The sequence below is a fragment of the Burkholderia vietnamiensis LMG 10929 genome, assembly GCF_000959445.1.
In the GTDB taxonomy this organism is placed as follows: domain Bacteria; phylum Pseudomonadota; class Gammaproteobacteria; order Burkholderiales; family Burkholderiaceae; genus Burkholderia; species Burkholderia vietnamiensis.
In genome coordinates this window covers 387,562-407,954 of the sequence record NZ_CP009631.1, presented here as the reverse complement: position 1 = coordinate 407,954, position 20,393 = coordinate 387,562, and the positions used below count along the sequence as shown (strand labels likewise).

General features: G+C 63.4%; 16 protein-coding genes and 3 pseudogenes. 9 read left to right on the top strand and 10 right to left on the bottom strand.

Annotated features, from left to right (window positions below; genetic code table 11):
- Window positions 1-4: 4 nt before the first annotated feature.
- From AK36_RS11780 to AK36_RS32870, 6 genes are all read right to left on the bottom strand, one after another.
- Window positions 5-745, bottom strand: a complete 741-nt coding sequence (locus tag AK36_RS11780) for a VRR-NUC domain-containing protein (protein ID WP_045578572.1) — start codon at window positions 743-745, stop codon at window positions 5-7.
- The gene (locus AK36_RS11775) at window positions 742-1,269 is read right to left on the bottom strand and encodes a PAAR domain-containing protein (RefSeq protein ID WP_045578571.1); all 528 of its coding nucleotides are present in this window, start codon (window positions 1,267-1,269) and stop codon (window positions 742-744) included. Before AK36_RS11775 ends, AK36_RS11780 begins: the two co-directional genes overlap by 4 nt.
- A 241-nt stretch (window positions 1,270-1,510) precedes the next feature.
- Window positions 1,511-1,915 (bottom strand): hypothetical protein, encoded by a 405-nt coding sequence (locus AK36_RS32880; RefSeq protein ID WP_144410645.1) that lies wholly within the window; start codon window positions 1,913-1,915, stop codon window positions 1,511-1,513.
- A gap of 50 nt (window positions 1,916-1,965) precedes the next feature.
- Window positions 1,966-2,634, bottom strand: a complete 669-nt coding sequence (locus AK36_RS32875) for a hypothetical protein (RefSeq protein WP_144410644.1) — start codon at window positions 2,632-2,634, stop codon at window positions 1,966-1,968.
- A gap of 355 nt (window positions 2,635-2,989) precedes the next feature.
- Window positions 2,990-3,790 (bottom strand): transporter substrate-binding domain-containing protein, encoded by an 801-nt coding sequence (locus AK36_RS11765; protein ID WP_014722334.1) that lies wholly within the window; start codon window positions 3,788-3,790, stop codon window positions 2,990-2,992.
- 25 nt (window positions 3,791-3,815) lie between these two features.
- Window positions 3,816-4,106: a hypothetical protein gene (locus tag AK36_RS32870; RefSeq protein ID WP_155753930.1), complete on the bottom strand. Its 291-nt coding sequence runs from the start codon at window positions 4,104-4,106 to the stop codon at window positions 3,816-3,818.
- On the opposite strand from AK36_RS32870, the gene AK36_RS11760 reads away from it, so the two are divergent.
- The 5 genes and pseudogenes from AK36_RS11760 to AK36_RS11745 form a co-directional block, all read left to right on the top strand.
- On the top strand, window positions 4,105-7,284 hold the full coding sequence (locus tag AK36_RS11760; protein WP_045578570.1) for a type VI secretion system Vgr family protein: 3,180 nt from the start codon (window positions 4,105-4,107) through the stop codon (window positions 7,282-7,284). The genes AK36_RS32870 and AK36_RS11760 overlap by 2 nt on opposite strands.
- Before the next feature lie 50 nt (window positions 7,285-7,334).
- Window positions 7,335-11,987 (top strand): RHS repeat-associated core domain-containing protein, encoded by a 4,653-nt coding sequence (locus tag AK36_RS11755; protein ID WP_045578569.1) that lies wholly within the window; start codon window positions 7,335-7,337, stop codon window positions 11,985-11,987.
- Window positions 11,987-12,316 (top strand): DUF7716 domain-containing protein, encoded by a 330-nt coding sequence (locus AK36_RS11750; protein WP_011883097.1) that lies wholly within the window; start codon window positions 11,987-11,989, stop codon window positions 12,314-12,316. The genes AK36_RS11755 and AK36_RS11750 overlap by 1 nt, the downstream gene beginning before the upstream one ends.
- Window positions 12,317-12,355: 39 nt before the next feature.
- Window positions 12,356-12,421: pseudogene (locus tag AK36_RS34730) on the top strand (RHS repeat-associated core domain-containing protein); the annotation flags it as partial.
- A gap of 142 nt (window positions 12,422-12,563) precedes the next feature.
- Window positions 12,564-13,664 (top strand): annotated as a pseudogene (locus AK36_RS11745) (IS256 family transposase); the annotation flags it as partial.
- Between the two features lie 7 nt (window positions 13,665-13,671).
- Here the strand turns inward: AK36_RS11745 and AK36_RS31010 are convergent.
- Window positions 13,672-14,907 carry an IS110 family RNA-guided transposase gene (locus tag AK36_RS31010; protein ID WP_059606722.1) on the bottom strand — a complete coding sequence of 412 codons (1,236 nt, stop codon included), beginning with the start codon at window positions 14,905-14,907 and terminating at the stop codon, window positions 13,672-13,674.
- 235 nt (window positions 14,908-15,142) lie between these two features.
- On the opposite strand from AK36_RS31010, the pseudogene AK36_RS11725 reads away from it, so the two are divergent.
- Window positions 15,143-15,364: pseudogene (locus AK36_RS11725) on the top strand (transposase); the annotation flags it as partial.
- 199 nt (window positions 15,365-15,563) lie between these two features.
- Window positions 15,564-15,881: a DUF7716 domain-containing protein gene (locus AK36_RS11720; protein WP_014722338.1), complete on the top strand. Its 318-nt coding sequence runs from the start codon at window positions 15,564-15,566 to the stop codon at window positions 15,879-15,881.
- Window positions 15,882-15,973: 92 nt separating this feature from the next.
- Here the strand turns inward: AK36_RS11720 and icmH are convergent, their stop codons facing one another.
- The 3 genes from icmH to tssJ form a co-directional block, all read right to left on the bottom strand.
- Window positions 15,974-16,756, bottom strand: coding sequence for a type IVB secretion system protein IcmH/DotU (gene icmH / locus AK36_RS11715; RefSeq protein WP_011883100.1), 783 nt, complete (start codon window positions 16,754-16,756; stop codon window positions 15,974-15,976).
- A complete protein-coding gene (gene tssK / locus AK36_RS11710; RefSeq protein ID WP_011883101.1) occupies window positions 16,753-18,099 on the bottom strand; it encodes a type VI secretion system baseplate subunit TssK in 1,347 nt (448 codons plus the stop codon). Before tssK ends, icmH begins: the two co-directional genes overlap by 4 nt.
- Window positions 18,100-18,201: 102 nt before the next feature.
- Window positions 18,202-18,801: a type VI secretion system lipoprotein TssJ gene (tssJ, locus tag AK36_RS11705; protein ID WP_172820452.1), complete on the bottom strand. Its 600-nt coding sequence runs from the start codon at window positions 18,799-18,801 to the stop codon at window positions 18,202-18,204.
- A gap of 385 nt (window positions 18,802-19,186) precedes the next feature.
- Here tssJ and AK36_RS11700 point away from each other — a divergent pair, with 385 nt between their 5' ends.
- Both AK36_RS11700 and tssB read left to right on the top strand, forming a co-directional pair.
- Window positions 19,187-19,822 (top strand): tetratricopeptide repeat protein, encoded by a 636-nt coding sequence (locus AK36_RS11700; RefSeq protein WP_011883103.1) that lies wholly within the window; start codon window positions 19,187-19,189, stop codon window positions 19,820-19,822.
- A gap of 54 nt (window positions 19,823-19,876) precedes the next feature.
- Window positions 19,877-20,392: a type VI secretion system contractile sheath small subunit gene (gene tssB, locus AK36_RS11695; protein WP_045578566.1), complete on the top strand. Its 516-nt coding sequence runs from the start codon at window positions 19,877-19,879 to the stop codon at window positions 20,390-20,392.
- The last annotated feature ends 1 nt before the right edge of the window (window position 20,393 follow it).

Sequence of the window (20,393 nt, the reverse complement as noted above, 5' to 3'; positions counted from 1 at the left end):
GGCGTCAAAGCGGGAGCGGGAGTGCAGGCGGCGGGAACGAGGGCGTGGTCGGGAGCGGTGGGTCTCCGGGCGCGCTACTATTGCCGCCGAACAAGTCGTCAAGCTCGGATTGTCGCGCGGATTGCTTCGAGCGCGAAGTTTCCTTCTGGCCGTCGTCGTCACCACATCCGCAATCGGCTGCGCCGAGGTGGACAAACTTCGACGGGCTGCCCGCGATTTCGATGTAATCGTCTTCCTGGTCGGGGCCGTAGCTGTCGCCGGGGAATTTCATTTCCACGACGGTCTTGATATTTGATTGCTCGGGAGGTTTCGACGGGTCGTTCACGATGACGACGTCAGGGCGGCGGACGTCGCCTTTCTCGTATTTCTTGCCCTTGCTGGGCCATACGTCCTTGATCCACTGGCGAATGCCCGTATTGGGCTCTAGCGGATCGTCGTAGTCCATGATCGGCTCGGGTGGATTCGTCGTCATATCGTACGGTTGTTCCGGCCGGTATTCTGTTGGAACGCCCGTCTGCATCTTCGACACCTCGTTCGGCAGCCCGAGGCGCATTTCGACGCAGCGCTGCCGCTGGATTGTTCCGGCTTTCGTCGCGACGCCGATCCGACGGCACTCGCAGAACGTATGACACAGAACTTTCCGGTCCTTCGGGGAGAGTTTGGAGGCGCTTAATCCAACCTGCGTTGTCTGGCCACCGGTGCTCGAGCCCCCAGTTGACGACCCTGGGGAGTAGGGGCCGGTCATGCATCGCTCCCGGGCTGATGGAACGACAGCGATGCAGCTTGGTTACTGCTGATCCAATCGGTGTGGCCGCTCGCGTCCGTCGTGCCCTGGATCGTTTGGCCGTCCGCCGACGTGACCGTGTATGGGTGATTCGGGATCGGCGCGCGTGTCTTGTCGTCGACGAGCTGGAAGCGGCCGCGATATGCGCCATCGTCTTGAGCGGTCGTCTGCGTGACCACACTTTTGCCTGCGCCAACCGAGCCGCCTGCGCCGGAGGTCGGCTCTACCGTCGCCATGCCTTGCGATGCTATCAGCGTCGCACCGCATGCAGTCTTGTCGCCTTCGGTCGCCACAGCCCGGCCGCCAAACGTCATGCTGCGAACGCGGACGCCGATGATTGGGTAGACGCCGCTGCACTTGGGACACGACACCATGTCGCCCTCGAGCGCGAGTGGCTTGCCGAAGACGAGGTTGGTAGACGTGCAGGCGAGCACCCGGCCACCGTGCGAAGTCGTATCGCCTTCCCGAATGAACGCAGAACTCATGCCGAATCCTCTGTTGAAGTTTTGCGAGGACTGTAGCACGCACCGAATAAGGGTAACTACCCTGTCAAAGTTGCCGGGAGGCTTCGCAGGTGAATGGCGCGGTGCGATTTTTGACCGTCCAAAGTCACTTTTCATTGAACGCAAGGCCAGCCTTTGCTGTGGCATCGGGGAGGGCTGCGGCATGGGAGCTTCTTTGCGCGCAGCGTTCCAGACCGCAGGGTGCTACTCGACACGGCTGGCGTCATGCGACGTATTTGCCGGCTATCTCCAACTTTGTCTCCAAGTAAATGAGTGTCTTGGAGATACACTTGGAGATAGTCGGACCCTTGACCAGTAAGGCTTCCGGGGTGAATTGAGCATATATCTCCAAATCTCCAGAAGTTTTCTGTTCGGGCGGCCGACGATCGGCGACTTGCGCCACAATTTTTTCGCTTGATGACCTCATACGCATGGGCTCAACCGATTGGGGGTATGTTTGGGGGTTCATGTTCCAATCGTCGATTCCATCTTCGTTTTGAATCAATGGATTGGATAAGAATTGTTGATCCTGCAGCCGCACCATATTGAACGAAGGGCCGGGAGATTGATTCTCCCGGCCCTTCGTCTTTTCTGCTTCCCCGCGCGACACACGTGATTCCGGGCGCATGCTTGCTTCGCGACCCGACGCCCGCATCCCCCGATTGCCGCAGCGCATCGCTAACCGACGCCGTTGCACTGCAGCCAGTCTCGAAGGCAGTACTTGCATACCGATGTCCCGCTTTCGAGCAGGGCGCGGCTGCGGTCGCCCGATTCCGTTCGATAGATGCCTGTAGAGAGATCGATATCCGGTCCCAGCGCACGAAGAAGGAAGGCTTCGTCGAACCAGAATCTGTTTTCTGCTTTCGTTGAGATCACGACTACATTGATTAGTCGGCCATGCGGCCCCGCGTCACGCTGATCGATCAAGCCTGCCAGGGCGGGCGATGTGCGCGAACCGAACGTAATCCCGTGGATATCGCACTTGACGAGTGGACCCTCCACCGTCGCATTGTCGGCGACGACCGCCGTGTCGAACGCGCGTGACACGTGCGTTGGCGAGTCCGGTTGTTCGCCTGAACGTACGAGCAATTCATCCAGGCAAGCCGGGCAAACATGCTCGCACGCCCGGTCGAGCAACGCGAACTTTCGCAACTCGGTGACATGCGCGACGTCGTCGACATGGTTGGCGGTGACCGCATGCTCGTCCAGATCCGCGCGCGTCATCCATACGACGTGGCTGCGTTTGGGTCGATCCAGCGATACCCGCACCAATTCATCGGGCTCGAATCGTCCGCGCTCGCGAATTCGGTCGCCAATGCATTTCGCAGCGACCGTGAATGACCGCACGCGGTGCCTGGCGCACAACGTCTGAGACCTCATCTGTCGTTACCTCGTCATCCACTACTTCACGCGTGGACCGACGTCATGTCGGTTGAGGAATGCCCACGCATGTCAGCTCTTCGCCGGAACGTCGGCTCCCCCCGGCGTTGAGCACGTCCATCACGTACGTCATGCAGCTGTTGTTGGACACGTCCTAGGCACCGTCTGGGTTGTGGCGAGTGATGCGCACCATGCGCAGCGACGTGGCGGCAGCGTGCCATCGTCAGGAACGGCCGCGACCGAGTTCTCGCGCCCAGCAGGTACCAACGCGTCACCCCCTCCCCAACGCGAAGAACGTGACGCATCGCCCCCAAGAGACCGCCTACTGCGCAACCGGCACCGTCACGTCACTACCGAACCAGTGCATCGAGATCTTCTTCAACGTGCCTTCCTTGCGCAGCGAATCCAGCGCGTCGTTGATCGCCTTCTCGAACTTCGGATTGCCCTTGCGGAACGGGATCGCCATCTCCTGCTTGCCGCCGTTCAACACCGCGCCCGAGCGCAGCGGCAGGTTCGACGTCTTGATCATGTACGGCAGCATCAGACGGTCGTCGAGCGTGGCCTCGATCCGGCCCGCGGCGAGATCACGCAGCTTTTCCGGCGCGCCCGGATACGTCTGCACTTCGATGCCCGGCACGCTGCGCGCCATCTGGTCGTAGTTCGTGCCGAGCGTCACGCCGAGCTTCTTGCCCTTGAAATCCTCGAGCGACTTGAAGTTGCGCGTGTCGTCCTTGCGCTGGATCAGCTGCGCGGCCGAGTACGTGTACGGCTCGCTGAAGTCGAGCGCTTCCTTGCGCTGCGGCGTGATCGTGACCTGGTTGACGATCACGTCGAACTTGCCCGCCTGCAGCCCCGCGATGATCCCGCTCCATTCGGTCGGCACGAACTGCGTCTTCACGCCGAGCTTGCCGGCCACCGCGTTCGCCACGTCGACGTCGAAGCCCTCGAGCTGGCCCGACGTGCCGCGCGAGTTGAACGGCGGATACGTGCCTTCGAGCCCGACACGCAGCACGCCGGCCTTCTTCACGGAGTCGAGCAGATCTTCAGCGTGCGCGGCGACGGCCGTGAAGCCAAGGGCCGACGCAAGCAGCAGGCCCGACAGCAGGAACTTCGAACGTTTCATCGCGGATCTCCAGTGTTCAATGTGGTCAGAGGGTGCCGGGCATCGTCGTGCCCGAACCGGGCCGGACTACGGGCACGTAGACATTACGCGCAACCGGCCCCGACCGGAAGTCGAATTGGCCCCGATTGCAATCGATTTCAGCGAACGGAATGCGGGCGAACCGATCGTCGGCGCCATTCAGGACACGCTTAAAAGTACCCATTCGAGTCAGGGAATTTTTCCGAATCGCGCCGTAATTTGTCTGTAAAATCGCGCGAGCGAAATCGCTCAACGCGCCATCCGAGGGTGCGTCAAAAGAAGAAAAGGCCGTTGCCATGAACATGCAGAACACTGTTGCCGCATTGCGCGGCGGGTTGCTTCAGCAGGACCGGCTGTTGAAGCTCGATACGCCACTGGGTGCCAACGTGCTGACCGTGCAACGAGCGGTCGGCCGTGCGCGCATCGGCCGGGCCTATGAATTCACGCTCGACGTGCTGTCGACCGACAGCGACGTGGAGCTGAAAAAGCTGATCGCGCAACCGGTCACGCTATGGATTCAGCAAGCCGACCGCAGCTACCGGCCCGTCAACGGCTACGTGCACACGGCGCGGCGCCTGGGCGCCGACGGCGGGCTCACCACCTACCAGCTGACGTTCGCCGATTTCACCCATTTCCTGAAGTTCCGTCGCGATCAGCGCATCTGGAACGACACGACCGTCGACCAGATCATCAGCGATGTGCTGAACCAGCATCCGCAGGCGCGCGGGCATTTCCGCTTCGCGCTGTCGCAGCCGCTGCCAAGCCGCTCGTACACGCGCCAGCACGACACCGACTGGCATTTCGTGCATCGGCTGATGGAGAGCGAAGGCCTTTACACCACATGGCAGCAGGCCGACGACGGCAAGTCGCACACGCTCGTCATCACCGACAACCTGCAGGCGTTTGCGCCGCTGTCGCCGCAAACCGTGCGTTTCTATCGCGGCGGGACGGCGAGCGATGCCGACGCGTTCACGCAGTGGTCGGGCACGCGCACGCTGCAGAGCGTCACGCGCACGACACGCACGTTCGACTACAAGAACCCTTCCCAGCCGTCGAATCCGAAGGGCACGACGCTGCCGACGATGGCCGATCAGGGCGAATTGCCCGACCAGCTCGAAGTCTACGAGTACACCGGTGCGTACACGTACCTCGACCAGACCCGCGGCGACCATCTGACGAAGATCCGGATGGAGGCATGGGAGTCGCAGGCGAAGCGCTTCCACGGCGCGGGCGGCGTGCGTGCGATCGATGCGGGCCGGCGCTTCACGCTGTCGGATCATCCCGAACACGATCGCGATCCGGCCGAGCAGCGCGAGTTCGCGACGATCGGCGTCGACTGGTGGATCGAGAACAACCTGCCGGTCGCGAGCAGCAGCGCGGACTTTCCGTACAGTCTGCGCGAAGCGTTGACGCAAGCTCAGGAAGGCTACGGGGCCGATCCGGCATTTCGCGTGCCGCACGACGACGGCTCGGTGGGCTTCTATCTCGTCGAAGTCGAAGCGCAGCGGGTGAGCGTGCCGTATCGCAGCCCGTTCGAGCACGAGAAGCCGAAGATGCATCTGGAGACGGCGATCGTCGTCGGCCCGCAGGGCGAGGAAGTCTATACGGACGAGTTGAACCGGATCCGCGTGCAGTTCGTGTGGGATCGCCTCAATCCGGGCAACGAGAACGCGTCGTGCTGGGTGCGCGTCGTGCAGTCGGACACGGGTGGCGGCTACGGCGGCGTGCACGTGCCGCGCATCGGCGAGGAAGTGCTGATCGACTACGTCGGCGGCGACTGCGACCGGCCGCTGGCGGTCGGGCGCGTGTACAACGGCGCGAACCAGCCGCAGTGGCATAGCGACGGCATTCTCTCCGGATACCGCTCGAAGGAATATTCGGGCAGCGGCTACAACCAGCTCGTGATGGACGACGCGACCGGGCAGAACCGCGTGCAGCTGATGAGCAGCAGCGCGAACAGCCTGCTGCATCTCGGCTACATCATCGACCAGAACGGCAACACGCGCGGGTCGTATCTGGGCAGCGGCTTCGATCTGCGCTCGGACGCATACGGCGCGGTGCGGGCGAGCCGCGGCCTGTACGTGACGACCCATCCGAAGGCAGCGAACAGCCAGCCGCTCGACGTGACGGAAGCGCAGCAGCAGCTCGTGTCCGGGGAGAGCCTGATCGAGGCGCTGTCGGGCGTGAGCGAGCAGCATCAGGCCGAAAGCCTGAAAGACGCGCAGGAGGCGATGCGTGCGTTCACCGATGCGACGCAGGACCGTGCATCGGGCAACGCATCGGGCGGGCGCACCGCGGGCGGCGGCACGGGGAGCGCGAACGCGTTCAAGGAGCCGGTGATGCTGTTCGGCAGCCCGTCGGGGATCGCGATGTCGACGCAGGAGTCGCTGCACATGGTCGCGAACGATCACGTGAACGTCGCGAGCGGCCAGAGCGTGCATGTCGCGGCGGGCAAATCGCTGATCGGCAGCATCGGCCAGAAGCTGAGCCTGTTCGTGCAGAACGCGGGGATGAAGCTGTTCGCGGGCAAGGGCAAGGTGGAGATCCAGGCGCAGTCGGACAACGTCGAGGTGACCGCGCAGAAGGCGGTGAAGGTTGTATCCGCAACCGACCGGATCGAGATCGCGGCCGATCAGGGGATTCTGCTGACGAGCGGCGGGGCGTACATCCGAGTCAAGGATGGCAACGTCGAAATCCACGCACCGGGCAAGATCGATGTGAAGGGCGCGTCGCATACGTTCGCCGGACCGGCGAGCCTGGGCTATCCGTTGCCGAGCGCGCGGCCCGATCAGCCGGGCCAGCTGGAGCTGTTCCACAAGTACATGAACGGCGAGGCCGTGAAGGGCGGGCTCTTCACGGTGAAGGACGTGAATGGCACGGTGCTGAAGAAGGGCGCGCTCGACAACAGCGGCTATACCGTCGTCAGCGGCTTGCCGCCGGGCGCGGTGCGCGTCGAGTTCGGCAAGGATCCGCGCGCGTCGGACCAGCCGGCGAATTACTTCAAGCAGGCGAAGTGGCCGGCCGAGCCGGTGGCGCCTTCGCCGGAAGCCGCGCAGGCGGCGGCGAGCGGACAGCTTGCGAGCCAGTTGCAAGGCATGGCGCCGGCGGCATCCACGGCGGCGATGGGGTTCGCGAGCGGCAGCGGCGCCGGCGCCGCACTTGGCGGGCTCGCGGGCGCCGCGTTGCCGGCCGCGGCGGCTGCGGTCGGCGGAGCGGGCGTCGCGTCGGCCGTGCAGACGGCCTCCAGCCTTAGTGGCGCGGCAAAGCAGGTGGCTGCAATGGTGCAGACCGCGCGCCAGGGCGGCCTGGCTGCGCTCGCCGCGCCTGCCGCAAATGCTGCGTCGGGCGCGCTCCAGAGCGCGTTGCCCGGTGTCGCCGGAGTCGCGGGCAAGGCCGCAACGACGACTGCGACGGCGTCGGCAGCGGGCGGCATGAAGCTGCCGACGAGCGGCTTCGGCGGACCGTTGAAATCCTGAGAGGGCGGCGCGTCAGCCGTCTTGAGAAAACGAATTGAACGAACCACGACATGGCACAACAACTTCCACCCGGCGCCGAGAAGGAAGAAGCCGTCACCTGGCTCAGTGACGTTTCGGCGAAGGACGTCGCGGCGGTCGGCAACCGCTTCGATGCATGGCTGCGCCGCATCAGCGGCAATCACATCACGTTCGAAGACGTGAAGACGTTTGCCGGCGCGGTGCCGATCGTCGGCAACATCATGGCGATGGTCGATGCGCTCGGCGACATCGCCGAGATCGTCGAGAAGCGCGGCGGGCAGGTGCTCGACTACATGAGCCTCGCGATCAACCTGCTCGGCATCATCCCGATTCCGCCGACGCTCGCGCCGTTCCGGATGTCGGCGCGCCCGTTGCTCGCGCTCGTGCGTCACGAGTTGCTGGCCACGCGCAGCAATCTCGGCGCGGCGATCATCTCCGTGCTGGTCACGCACGTCAACGCGACGTGCGCGACCGAGATCGAGGATTTCCTCAACAAGCTGAAGGCGGGCCTCGTCGAACTGCTGGACGGCTGCGCATCGAAATCCGAGGAGCTCATGCTCGCGCTGGCGACGGGCATGGACCGCGCGCTGCACGGGCAACTGCTCGACGCCAACGCAAACCTGAAGCGCCAGCAGCAGCTCGCCACCAAGATGGCCGACGACCGGCCGTGGTACAGCCCGAGCCGGGTCGGCGATGGCATCCAGTTCGCATACGAAGGCACCAAGGCGCTCGGCAAGCAGGTCGTCAACAAGACGGCCGGGACGATGGCGAAGCTCGCGCCCGACGCGTGGCTCGAGCCGTTTCGCGGCGCGGTGACGTTCCTGCGGACCGAGGCGCCGAAGATCGCGACGTCGATCCGTTCGCTTGCCGGCAGCGAAGAAGGCAAGATGATGTGGCTGGTGTTGCAGCTGATCGAGGCCGTCGGGCGCGTCAAGGCACGCGCGAAGCTCCATGCGCAGACGGCCGACGTCAAGGCTGCCGGGACGAGCCAGGCAAAGAAGACGCGCGGGCAGGAAGGTCTCGAGAAGACCAGCGGCCAAGCGCCGGCCGAAGGTCCGGGCAAGAGCGCGTGCAAGGCGTGCGGCATCGGCGCGTCGCCGGCTTCGATCGATTTCGCGTTCGGCGACGAAACCTTCTCGCACGTGGATTTCGATCTGCCGGGCGCGCTGCCGCTCGTGTGGGAGCGTACGTACCGTTCGCGGCTTTCCGCGTATGACGACGGCGAGCTCGGTGCGCGATGGATCACGCCCTATACGACGCGGATCGACATCGCGGACGGTCAGTGGATCTATCGCGATGCGGAAGGACGCAGCATCGAGTATCCGGCGCTGGCGGCCGGCGCAGTGCACGACGATCTGTCGGAAAACCTGACGCTGTCGCGACTCGACGACACCTGGGTGACGATCGCCTACGGCCATGACGCGCTGCATGCGTACGAGCGTCGTGGCGACGCGTTCCGGCTCGCGATGCAGAAAGATCGCGCCGGCAACACGATCACGCTCGACTACGACGCGCTCGACCGCCTTGCGCGGCTGATCGACGCGAGCGGCAACGTGCTCGCATTCGAGCACGACCGACATGGGCGGATCGTACGGATCGAGCATGTGCTGAAGGACGGCGCGCGCCGGACGCTGGCGAGCTACGAGTACGACACCGCGGGCGACCTCGTGCGCGCGGTCGACCGTCATGGCAATGCGCGGACGTATCGGTATCACCGTCACCTCGTGACGCGCTACACCGACCGCACCGGCCGCGGGATGACGCTCGAATGGGATGGCGCGGAGGCCGACGACAACGCGAACGCGAAATGCATCCGCGAATATGCCGATGACGGCAGCCTCGATCTGCGTCTCGCGTGGAACCCGAATATCCGCCTCACCTACGTGACCGACGCGCTCGGTCAGATGACGCGCTACTACTTCAACATTCATGGCTACGTGTACCGGATCGTCTATCCGGACGGCAACCAGGAGTGGTTCCGGCGTGACGCGCATCACAATCTGGTGCTGCATATCCGTCAGGACGGCAGCATCGAGCGGCGCGAGTATGACGCGCGAGGCAATCTCGTCGAGCACGAACGCGCGGACGGCAGCGTCGTCGAAATGGCCTACGACGACAAGGACCAGATGATCCGGCTCGTCGATCCGAACGGGCACGTGTGGCAACGCAAGTACGACGATGCGGGCAATCTCGTCGAAGAGATCGATCCGCTCGAGCGCTCGACGAAGTACGCGTACAACGACAAGGGGTTGCCGACGCAGATCACCGATGCGAAGGGCGGCTCGAAGGCGCTCGAGTACAACGATGCCGGGCAGGTCACGAGCTACACGGATTGCTCCGGCAAGAAGACGGAGTGGCGGTACGACGATATCGGCCGCGTGATCGAGACGAAGGACGCATCCGGCGGCGTGATCGCTTATGCATACGGCGCGAGCGGCCAATTGAGCGAGATTCGCTCACCGGCCGGTGTCGAGCACGTGCAGTACGACGCCGAAGGCCGATTGCTCGCGCATACCGATCAGCTCAATCGGTCGACGCGCTATGGCTACGACGCGGTGGGCCGCATCGCGAGCCGCGCGGATGCGCTCGGGCAGACGATCGCTTACCGCTACGACCGCCTGGGACGTTTGACGGCGCTCACCGATGCGAACTTTGCGACGTACCAGTTCCACTACGATCCGGCGGGGAGGTTGATCGAGGAAGTCGCGTTCGACGGCAAGTCGACGCGCTATCAATACGATCCGGACAGCGGCAGCCTCGTATCGATGGACGAAGCGGGCTGCGTGACGTCCGTCGACGTCGATGTGAACGGCCGTCTGCTGAAGCGCGTCGCGGGGGGCAGCGAAGAGCGGTTTGCGTATGACCGCAGCGGCCGGTTGATCGACGCGGTGAATCGATACAGCCGCGTGCAGTTCTTCTTCGATCCGGTCGGCAATCTGGTGCGCGAGCATCATGCATACGACCTGTTCGGCGAACAGCGCAGCTACGTGTGGCATCACGACTACGACGAACTCGGCAACCGGCGTCGGAGCGTGCGGCCGGACGGGCATGTCGTGGACTGGCTGATGTACGGCTCGGGGCATGTGCACGGGATGTTGCTCGATGGCGAGGAGCGCGTGCAGTTCGAGCGCGACGATCTGCATCGCGAGACGGTGCGCGTGCTGTCGAGCAAGGTGGGGCAGCGCACGCACTACGATCCGGCGGGGCGCGTGCTGCAGCAGACGATTCAACGGTCGACGGCGCCCGCGCCACTGGTCGAGCGGCGGTATCGCTATGACGCGGTGGGACAACTGTCGCGAATCGAGGACAGCCGCAAGGGCGGGACCGACTATCGGTACGATCCGGTCGGACGGTTGGTCGAGGCGATCAGTCCGGTGGCGAAGGAGCGCTTCGCGTTCGATCCGGCGAGCAACATCATCGATCCGGTGCGGACTGCCGAGACGCCGGCATCGCGTCCGAGCCCGGTGCGGCCGGAAAGCACGTTGCCGGTCGAGGTGCCGAAGGTGCTGGGCAACCTGCTGAAGGCGTATGCGGGGATGCACTTCGAGTACGACGCGCGCGGGAATTTGGTGCGCAAGCGGACGCCGGTGGGCGAGCAGCAATACGAGTGGGATGAGTTCAATCGCTTGCTGTCCGCGCGTGTTGCGGAGACGTCTCGGCAGAGCGAGGCGCGGTATTTCTATGACGCGTTCGGCCGGCGTATTGCGAAGGAGGTGAACGGCGAGCGGACGGTGTTCGGTTGGGATGGTGACACGCTGGCGTACGAGAGCGACGGCGAGCGCGGTACGCACTATCTGTACGAGCCGCGGACGTTCGTGCCGCTGGCGCAGTATGTTGCGGAGCCGGTGGAGGGCATTGCGACGCCGCAGTGGAAGAGCACCGATCGCTATGTGCCGGAGGAGGATCCGCTACAGAAAATGCCGGAGCGGCGGGGCGACGCGGCAGTGTTTTACTACCACTGCGACCAGATCGGGACGCCGCAGTTGCTGACCGATGACGACGGTGACGTTGTGTGGGAAGCGTCGTACAAGGCGTGGGGTGAAGCGCGGGAGGTGATCGCGCGCGCGTCGAAGGCGACGGGGATCGTGGCGAAGAATGCGCTGCGGTTTCAGGGGCAGTGGGGGGATGATGAGACGGGGCTGCATTACAACCGGTATCGGTACTATGATCCTCATTCTGGCCGGTTCGTTAGCAAAGATCCGATTGGTTTGCAAGGCGGCCCGAACATCTATCAGTACGCGCCCAACCCGATCTTGTGGACAGATGCACTCGGTCTAGCGCGTGAGCTGTCTGGATGCGATAGTTCAAACCGCCCTTTAAGCAGTAGCCAATATTCAGTGCTTCATGAGGTTCAGCTTGCTCCTGGTCAGGAGGTGGGTAGCGACCCATCGCATTTCAGGGAAGCAAATCGACAGTTCGATGCAGCAATGCAAAGCGATCCACAGTTCAAGCAAATGATGGATCAACATTATTCCGGGGTTTCGGATCACGTTGCGGCTGGCCCACGAGGCGGATACAAATCAAGTGCCCCGCCCGGGTTCTCGTGGCATCATCATCCGTGCCGTAAGGGGGTTCTGCAGTTGGTCCCGATGTCTCAGCATCAGGCGCCTGGCCCTGTTCAAGCTGTGCTGCATCCGGGCGGCCAAGGTGGCAAACAAAATTGGGGAGGCGGACGCGCTCGCTAATGAACAAGATCACGACCCTTCGAGACGTGCTTGACGGCATCGACAGGCAACCTTGGGACTTCGCGCTATACATGCCACACGGAGTCGACTGGAATGAAGGCACGCCTTGCGCAGTGCTCAATCCAGACGATTTCGACAATGAGCCAGATCCCGACAGGCCGAGATTCGCCGTCGATCACGGATTGCACTACGCACTTGGAATTCAAGTGATCAAAAGCGTCGTCGAAAATGCTAGAGCACAGCGGCAAGGCGCGACTGTGTCGGACTTGGTAAGCGCCTTCGTCTACTACTACGACAACGACGCCTACATCGACTGGTCAAACGGATGATGTCACACGTCTGCGAATTCGGCACGGTACCGAAACTGGCTGCACTATAACCGGCACAGGTACTATGATCCCAACAGCGGCCGGTTCGTCAGCAAGGACCCGATCTGTAGTGGTCAACTGATTGGCTGCTTGCTGTTTGAACTCGGGGGAAAACGAACGACGTTGCTTCGGCATCAGACACCTCTCCATGGGGACCTATCCGCGATTTCGTGGGCGAGGCATATCATGAGGTGTAAAAGTCATGGATATGCCAATGAAGAAGAAAAGGCAAACTGTAGCGCGTCAGGCAGCGGCCCGCGGGCCGCTGCCTGAACTGCCCAAGGAACTGCTGGACCAGTTGGTCAAGGGGCCGATGACGCCGGCCGAGGTTCAGGACCTGATGCTGGCGTTCAACAAGGCAGTCATCGAGCGCGCGATGGGCGCCGAGATGAATCTGCATTTGGGCTACCGACCAGGCCAGTCCAAGCCGCCCGGTCAGGCCAACGAGCGCAACGGCGCCAGCGGCAAGACGGTCATCACCGATCGTGGCCCGGTTCGGGTCGAAGTCCCCCGCGATCGCGACGGCAGCTTCGAGCCGATCCTGATTCCCAAGCACGAGCGCCGCTTCACCGGCTTCGACGAACGCATCATCGCGATGTACGCCCGCGGCATGAGCGTGCGCGAGATTCAGGCCTTTCTGGCTGAGAGCTACGGCACCGAGGTGTCTCCCGACTTCATCAGTTCGGTCACCGACGAGGTGATGGCCGAGGCGCTGAGCTGGCAAAGCCGCCGGCTCGAAACGATGTATCCAGTGGTGTTCTTCGATGCGCTGCGCGTCAAGATCCGCGACGACGGCGTGGTCAGCAACAAGGCCGTCTATCTGGCCTTGGGCATTCAGGCCGACGGCCAGCGCGACGTGCTGGGCCTCTGGATCGAGCAGACCGAGGGCGCCAAGTTCTGGCTCAAGGTGTTCAACGAACTCAAGACGCGTGGCTGTCAGGACATCCTGATCGCCGTCGTCGATGGCCTGAAGGGGCGGGCCGAGGCCATCAGCGCAGCCTATCCCCGCACGACCGTTCAGACCTGCATCGTGCATCTGATCCGCAACAGTCTCGAGTACGCCAGCTACAAGGACCGTAAGGCGCTCGCCGCAGCGCTGCGCCCGATCTACGCGGCCGCCAGCGAGGAGGCGGCAAGGCAGGCACTGCAAGACTTCGCTGACGGCCCTTGGGGCGCGAAGTACCCGACCATCGTGCAGTCGTGGCAGCGTGCATGGGAGCACGTCATACCGTTCTTCGTGTTTCCGCCGGAGATTCGACGAGTTGTCTACACAACGGATGAAATGCACAAGTCCCGCACCGCGCTTCGCTCGTTCGCTATGTTCGCGCCTGCGGCCACCGTATCGGCGCGCTGTCTGATTTGGGGCGCGACTGTTTCCACCGGTTAAACAGTCTCTGATAGGTTCGCTCAGACTGCTCGGCCACGGCTCGCTCTTGCTGACGCACACTCTTCAGACTGTAGGCCGCAGCCGAACCTTTGCGCGGGCCATGCTGCGCCGGCATTCCAGCCTGCAGTTCCAGCGCACGCAGTTTGTGCGCAGTCAACGCCGGGCGATCCCACGCGAACGGTTCACCGCGTGTCAGCACATACCATACGATTACTGCGAGTTTGCGAGCAGTCGCGACGGCGGCAATTTGCTGGCCGCGGCGATCGCGCACGCGCAGGAAGAAGGCGCGCAGCGGCCCGGGCGCTTGCGTTGCACCCCAAGCGGCTTCGACCAGCATCGCCCGAGCATAAGAGCGCCCGCGCTTGGTGATGTGACCATGCCTGGCCGGTGCCGGACCGGATTGATAGACTGATGGATTGAGACCGAAGTAGCTCACCAACTTCTCCGGATTCGGAAACCGCGCGATGTCGCCGATGGCCGATAGCAGTCCGATCGCCACTGTGGTGTTCACGCCAGTGATCGTTAGCATCACGCGCAATCGCGCATCGTCGATGGTCGCTTGCGCGAGCGCTTGCTCCACCTCGCGCAGATCGTCGCCGAGGCGGTCCAGTTCGCGCAGTCGCTGCTCAACACCCAGTCGTTCATCCAGTGGCAGCGGTTGAACACCGAGCCACGCACGCCCCTTCTTGCCAAAAAGATCGGTGGCGGGACACCGCTCGATCAGGTGTGCAATCAGGACTGCGTGAATCTCGTTCTTCAGCCGTGTACGTTGCCGCACCAGCTGTGAGCGGCGCGCGATCTGTCGACGCAACGCCAGCGTGTGCTCGTCCGGCATCCATACTTCCGGCAGAAAACCGCTCGCATACAGCTGTGCCAGCACGGCTGCATCGATCTTGTCCGTCTTGACGCGAGCCTCCGCGATCAGCCTAACTTGCAGCGGATTGGCAATCGCCACACGCGCGACATGCGCGCGCAAGACGTTGACGATGGCAGTGGTATTGCCGGTCGCTTCGAGTACCACATGATCGGTGGCACGCAGCTTTGCCGCAAAGCGCTCCAGTTCATCGCGTCGCAACCCGGTGCGGCCGCCTGCATGCAGCGTGCCATCCTCCAGGTACGCGATCTCGGCCACGGAGCGCGACACATCTAACCCTACGATTCGCATAACCGTCTCCCGTTTCAGATCACTGTTGGGAGCCGGTGGGACAGCACGACAACTACGGATTCGCGCTCGCAGCGCAACCGGGCGGGTCGCAGGGGCGGCCAACTACTAACACGAGCTCGCGGCTCATCGTATAGGAACGGCCTGCCCACCCGAAGTGCTCCCCAGTGCCCCATGTCCCGGATGGTCACACCATACGCTCAAACCGCTCGGCGCGGGAACGCGAGGCACCGGCTATATCATGCCGGTTACGAACGCGATAGAAAGTTTGAACATGCAGCTGCGCAAGATCATCAAGACCCGCGGTCACTTCCCGAATGACGAGGCGGCCATCAAGCTGCTCTGGCTGGCGTTGCGCAACGTGCTGGCCAAGACCGTGCGGGCCGCCTTCGACTGGAAATCAGCAATGAATCAGTTTGCTATCCTGTTCGGAGAGCGATTTATGCAGGCGCGTGGATAACGTGCTGTTCAACCGCCTCGCCCACAAAAATGCGGACAGGTTCAGCCAACCGCCCGACACTCTCCGCCGAACCCACGCGCCGCACACGAAATTGGCATAATCCCCCCTCACCGCCGCAAGCGGCTACCCCGCAGCCCCTACGCGCCCCTTCCCGATCGCCCAACGCATCGATTCGACTCCCGTCACCACCGCAACATCCATGTCAACGATCACCGCGACCACCGTGTCGCTGAAGCACATTCTTGAACACCCTGGCGATTTCCACGGGTGGCTCTGCTTGCCGCAGATGCCGTGGACGCTCGATACGGAGGGCGAGTTCGCCGAAGGCACCGCTCACGCCGAAGGCGCGACGCCACCCGCCACCGCTCCACTAGAAGGTTGGCGCGTGACCTTGAACAGCGCGACGATCGAGGACATCGTCATCAACGCGCATGATCAGGTCGACGAACCAAGCATCGCGCAATTGCTCGACGCGTTCGTGTTCTACGTCGACAACGACGAGTTCATTCTTCTCTGAACGCGCCCGCCACGCCACGCCCCACGCCACAGCAAAAAAGGACCGCCAAGCGGTCCTTCCCTCCAACGCGACAACGTCCGCTCACCGCAAGCTCAAGGCAACGAAATCGTCAAATTCGCCGACTCTGGCCCGACCTTGATCACCTGCGAATAAGGCGCGAGCGCCTGCAGCGTCTTGTCCTTCAGATAGGTGTTGAGCCCGAGATACCCGAGCAGCGCCACAAGCGCGAACACCGCACCGATCGCCCACACCGGTACCTCGCGCTTCAACCGGTGCGCAATCTGATCCGGCAGCGGCCAATGCGGCGCGAACGCAGCGCGCTTGCCCTTCATATGCGCGATCTCGTCGCCGAGCCGCGCGGTGAGATAAGCGAGCTTCTCCGGCCCCTCGAGCAGATACTTGCCCTGGAACCCGAGCAGCAGGCACATGTGGAACACCTCGAGCGACTGCAGCCGCGCCGCACCTTGCGCCCGGCATTCCTCCAGATACTGGAAGAACTTCTCGCCCGCGAGCTGCTCGCCGAACAGCACCAGCTGCAGCGGCCGGCGTTCCCAGTCGGCCCGGATCTTGAACTGCGACGACAGCACCATCTCGTCGACGGCCGCGCAATACGCGAACTTCGCCGCATACACGTCCTCCGCCGCGATATTCAGCTTCTTCGCGCCGCGTTCGAAGTCCGACAGGAATTCCTGAATCTTCGTGCTGAACTCGCTCGCGCTGTCCGGCGCGCGGCCGTTCTTGAGCAGGAACAGCATGAAGAACCCGTCGTACAACAGGTCGAGCAGCGAGCGGGCCTGGAACGCGGCGTCGGTCGACGCCGGGGTATGCAACGGGGCCGGCGCGTTGTCGCCGAACAGGGAAGGCGCGTAGCTCATGATGTGACCGCGATCAGTTCGAATTTCAGGTCATTGATGCCAGTCGGCGCATAGATCATCGCCGACTGGGCCTGCAGCATGCGCTCGTACAGCGCGCCGCGCGAGTCGAGCTGGAAGTAACACGCACCGGGCCGCACCGGAATCGCGGGCGGCACCTGCGGCATGTACGACAGCCGCACGCCGGGCATCGCCGACAGCACGAGCTTGTCGACGTCGTCCGGCGCACCGACCTTGAAGCGGGCCGGCACCGCGTCGATGAGTTCGACGTTCGGCATGTCGGCGGACACGGCCAGATAGAACTCGGTCTTGTCGTCGATCTTGCCCGAATCGAGGCGGCCGAGGTGGAACGACGGACGCACTTCGTCGAGCGTGATCGCGAAGTAGCGCGTCGAGATCACGGTGTCGAGCAGCTCGCGCAGCATCAGGTCGAGACGAGCGAAGCTCGGGCCCGGATCGTCGTGGCGATACACGGGCAGGTCGGCGAGCGTGTAGCCCTTCGAGAACGTCATCAGCTGGCCCGCGAGGCGCAGCAGCTCCTGGAACAGCCGCTCCGGATGCAGTGCCGCATGCTGATGCAGATGCGCGAGCGTCGCGAACGCAGCGTTCGCGGTGTGCAGCAGCCAGAACGACGCGATGTCGCCCGAACGGAACTCGATGATGTTCTTCGACGGCTCGCGGTGAAAGCCGTACAGCGCATTGACCTTCGCCTGCAGCGCGTCGACCAGCTGGCGCAGCCGCTGGTGCAGGATCGGCGACGCTTCGATCGCGAGACACGGCGGCACGAAGCTGTCGTCGAGCTCGAAGCCGGACGTCGCCGTGCGCCGCACGCGCACGAGCGGCACCGACAGCAACTGGTCGCGCGGCTCGCTGTGCGCGATCAGCTTCACCTGCGTCTTCAGGAACGTGATGTCGGCTTCGGCCGCGTCGGTGAAGTTGTCGGCGACGCTCGTCTGCTCGCTGACGAAACGCGTCGTGAAGCCGGACGCCGGATCGTCGCTGTAGTTGGTGCCGTTCTCGCGCAGCGGATGCAGCGCGAGGTAGAACACGAATTCGTTGATGCCGTCGGGCAGCGTGTCGAGCGCGATCGGCGGCGGCAGGTCGTCGGCCTGCGGCGCGGCATACAGCGCGCCGTCCGGGAACACGAGCGCGAGCTCGGCCACGCGCAGCACGTTGCTGCCGAGCGCATCGCGATCGATGCGCACCGAGCGCAAGCCCCAGTTGTACGGCTGGATCGCCTGGATCGATTCGAACAGGCGCGCCTCGTGATAGGCGTCCTGCCGTTGAAAGTGTTGAGGCCGGAGGAACAGCCCTTCCCCCCACAGCACCTTGGCCGAATAACTCATGTCAAATCCGGTTAATGTAGCGTTGCGATCTAATCGATTTGGTCGTGCCCGAATTAATCGCCAATTTGTTAACTCTTGTTAATTGACATTCGTGCGTCATGCTTATCCGCAGGTGACCGACGAAAGCAAATTCAGCGGTTGCGAAGGCGCACCCTGTTGCGGTGCGATCACGGTGCCATCGGTGACCGTCATCGCGCAATTATGCAGGCCGATGATTATGCCGGATTTCTCCGACTTTGCCGGGTCGAACGTCAGTTTCCAGCGCTGGATGGCCGGATCGCGGAACAGTGCGACGATGCCGAATGCCTGCGCTTCGCGCGACACCTTTTCGGTCGCCGTATAGCGCTGGCCCGGAATCAGCGTGATCTCGCGCACGTTCAGCAGATCGGCGCCGAGCGCGGCCTTTTCCTTGGTCGGATCGGTGAACGCGTCGAACGGCGCCTGCTGGAACGAAGTCGGGTCCTTCAGCGAGTAGAGTCTCACCACCAATGCGAGCGGCTTGCGATCGTTCGCGGCGTTCAGGTTCGACGCCGCCGCGAGCGTAAGCCCGATGTTGCGCGGCGGCTTCTGCGAATCCGGGAGCTCGGGCTTGCCGATGCCGGCGGCCTGCATCACGGCGCTCGCGGCCGAGCCGAGCAACGGGGCGGCCGCACATCCGGCCAGCAGCGCGCTCGCGAGCAGCGGCAGCGCATAGCGAATCATGGTCGATTTCATCGTGTTTCCGGCGTGCCGCCTTTAACTCCCCTGTCAAAACTGCCGGTATTGCTGCGCATCGCGCGCATGCCCGGCTTATCGGCCTTCAACTATTAAACATGCGGGCGCCGCAGCGTGTTTCGGAAATTTTTTCCGTCCTCGGTGCGCCACGCCACGAAGCAAGTAAAAGTTGCGCATTCCCTTCGCTGGAAAGGCTGTCCGCGGCCCATTGCGGAAGGCGTTTCGAGGGGGGCGCACACTTTTAAAAGGAATTACTCTGCACGCAACGATTGAATTATGAAAAATTGATCGGTACTATACCCGCGCGCTTCTTGCAAAGCAAAAGAACCAGATTCTCAACGAATTTAATACTCACGCGCCGGTGGATATAACGATGAAAGACCGTCTCTTCGCAAAACTTTCTGGGGTAGTGCTGGCCTGCGGCGTCATCGCCGGTTGTGCGACCCAGCCGTCCGCACCGCCGAGCGCCGAGGTATTCAACAAGTCGCTGGCCGATGCGGACGCCGTCGCGAAGTCGGGCGATCAGGACAAGGCGCTCGGCCTGTACCAGCAGCTGGCGAAGTCGGACCCGACGCGCGAAGAGCCGTGGTCGCGCATCGCGCAGATCCAGTTCGCGCAGAACCACTACGGCCAGGCGATCGTCGCCGCGCAGGAAGCATTGCAGCGCGATGCGACCGACCGTCAGGCGAAGAGCGTGCTCGCGGTCGCGGGCCTGCGGATCGCGACGCAGTCGCTCGGCGAGCTGCGCCAGGATGCATCGCTCGCGGGCGACGCGAAGTCCGACGCGCAGGCGCTCGCGAAGCAGCTGCGCGACACGCTCGGCGAATCCGCGCTGTTCCCGCCGGAGCAACGCGTCGCGAAGCCGCGCACGTCGCGCCGCATCATTCATCGTCCGAAGGCCGGCGCGGCGCCGGCCGCCGAGGCTGCAGCGCCGGCGCAGTCGGCTCCGCCGCAGGCCGCCGCCGCGCAGAAGGGCGGCGCCGATCCGTTCAGCGCGCTGCGCAACTGAGCGCAACAGCACGCAACTGACGCGATAACCACAACTAACCTGGGAGCCGTCGAGATGGCCAAGAAAGAGAGCATTCAGAAAAGTCTGCAGAAGATACGGCCGCCGCGTGTCCAGCTGACCTACGAGGTCGAGAAGGGCGACGCGATCGAGGTGAAGGAATTGCCGTTCGTCGTCGGGGTCGTCGGCGATCTGGCGGGCCAGTCGGAAGTCGAGCAGCCGAAGCTGCGCGACCGCAAGTTCGTCAACATCGACCGCGACAACTTCGACGACGTGATGAAGGCGATCGAGCCGCGCGCCGCGTTTCAGGTGGAGAACCGCCTGAGCGCGGACGGCGGCAAGTTCGCGGTCGACCTGAAGTTCCGCTCGCTGTCGGATTTCAGCCCGGACGAAGTCGTCGAGCAGGTCGAGCCGCTGCGCCGCCTGCTCGAGGCGCGCTCCAAGCTCGCCGATCTGCGCAACAAGCTTGCCGGCAACGACAAGCTCGAGGATCTGCTGTCCGAGGTGCTGAAGAACACGCAGCAGCTGCAGGAGCTCGCGAAGGGCACCGGCGGCGACAAAGACGGCGAATGAC

Bases quoted from the DNA above. Each gene is read 5' to 3' on its own strand.
- AK36_RS11780 (WP_045578572.1), bottom strand. From the start codon at position 745: ATGACCGGCCCCTACTCCCCAGGGTCGTCAACTGGGGGCTCGAGCACC.
- AK36_RS11775 (WP_045578571.1), bottom strand. From the start codon at position 1,269: ATGAGTTCTGCGTTCATTCGGGAAGGCGATACGACTTCGCACGGTGGC.
- AK36_RS32880 (WP_144410645.1), bottom strand. From the start codon at position 1,915: ATGCGCCCGGAATCACGTGTGTCGCGCGGGGAAGCAGAAAAGACGAAG.
- AK36_RS11765 (WP_014722334.1), bottom strand. From the start codon at position 3,790: ATGAAACGTTCGAAGTTCCTGCTGTCGGGCCTGCTGCTTGCGTCGGCC.
- AK36_RS11760 (WP_045578570.1), top strand. From the start codon at position 4,105: ATGAACATGCAGAACACTGTTGCCGCATTGCGCGGCGGGTTGCTTCAG.
- AK36_RS32870 (WP_155753930.1), bottom strand. From the start codon at position 4,106: ATGGCAACGGCCTTTTCTTCTTTTGACGCACCCTCGGATGGCGCGTTG.
- AK36_RS11755 (WP_045578569.1), top strand. From the start codon at position 7,335: ATGGCACAACAACTTCCACCCGGCGCCGAGAAGGAAGAAGCCGTCACC.
- AK36_RS11750 (WP_011883097.1), top strand. From the start codon at position 11,987: ATGAACAAGATCACGACCCTTCGAGACGTGCTTGACGGCATCGACAGG.
- AK36_RS31010 (WP_059606722.1), bottom strand. From the start codon at position 14,907: ATGCGAATCGTAGGGTTAGATGTGTCGCGCTCCGTGGCCGAGATCGCG.
- AK36_RS11720 (WP_014722338.1), top strand. From the start codon at position 15,564: ATGTCAACGATCACCGCGACCACCGTGTCGCTGAAGCACATTCTTGAA.
- icmH (WP_011883100.1), bottom strand. From the start codon at position 16,756: ATGAGCTACGCGCCTTCCCTGTTCGGCGACAACGCGCCGGCCCCGTTG.
- tssK (WP_011883101.1), bottom strand. From the start codon at position 18,099: ATGAGTTATTCGGCCAAGGTGCTGTGGGGGGAAGGGCTGTTCCTCCGG.
- tssJ (WP_172820452.1), bottom strand. From the start codon at position 18,801: ATGATTCGCTATGCGCTGCCGCTGCTCGCGAGCGCGCTGCTGGCCGGA.
- AK36_RS11700 (WP_011883103.1), top strand. From the start codon at position 19,187: ATGAAAGACCGTCTCTTCGCAAAACTTTCTGGGGTAGTGCTGGCCTGC.
- tssB (WP_045578566.1), top strand. From the start codon at position 19,877: ATGGCCAAGAAAGAGAGCATTCAGAAAAGTCTGCAGAAGATACGGCCG.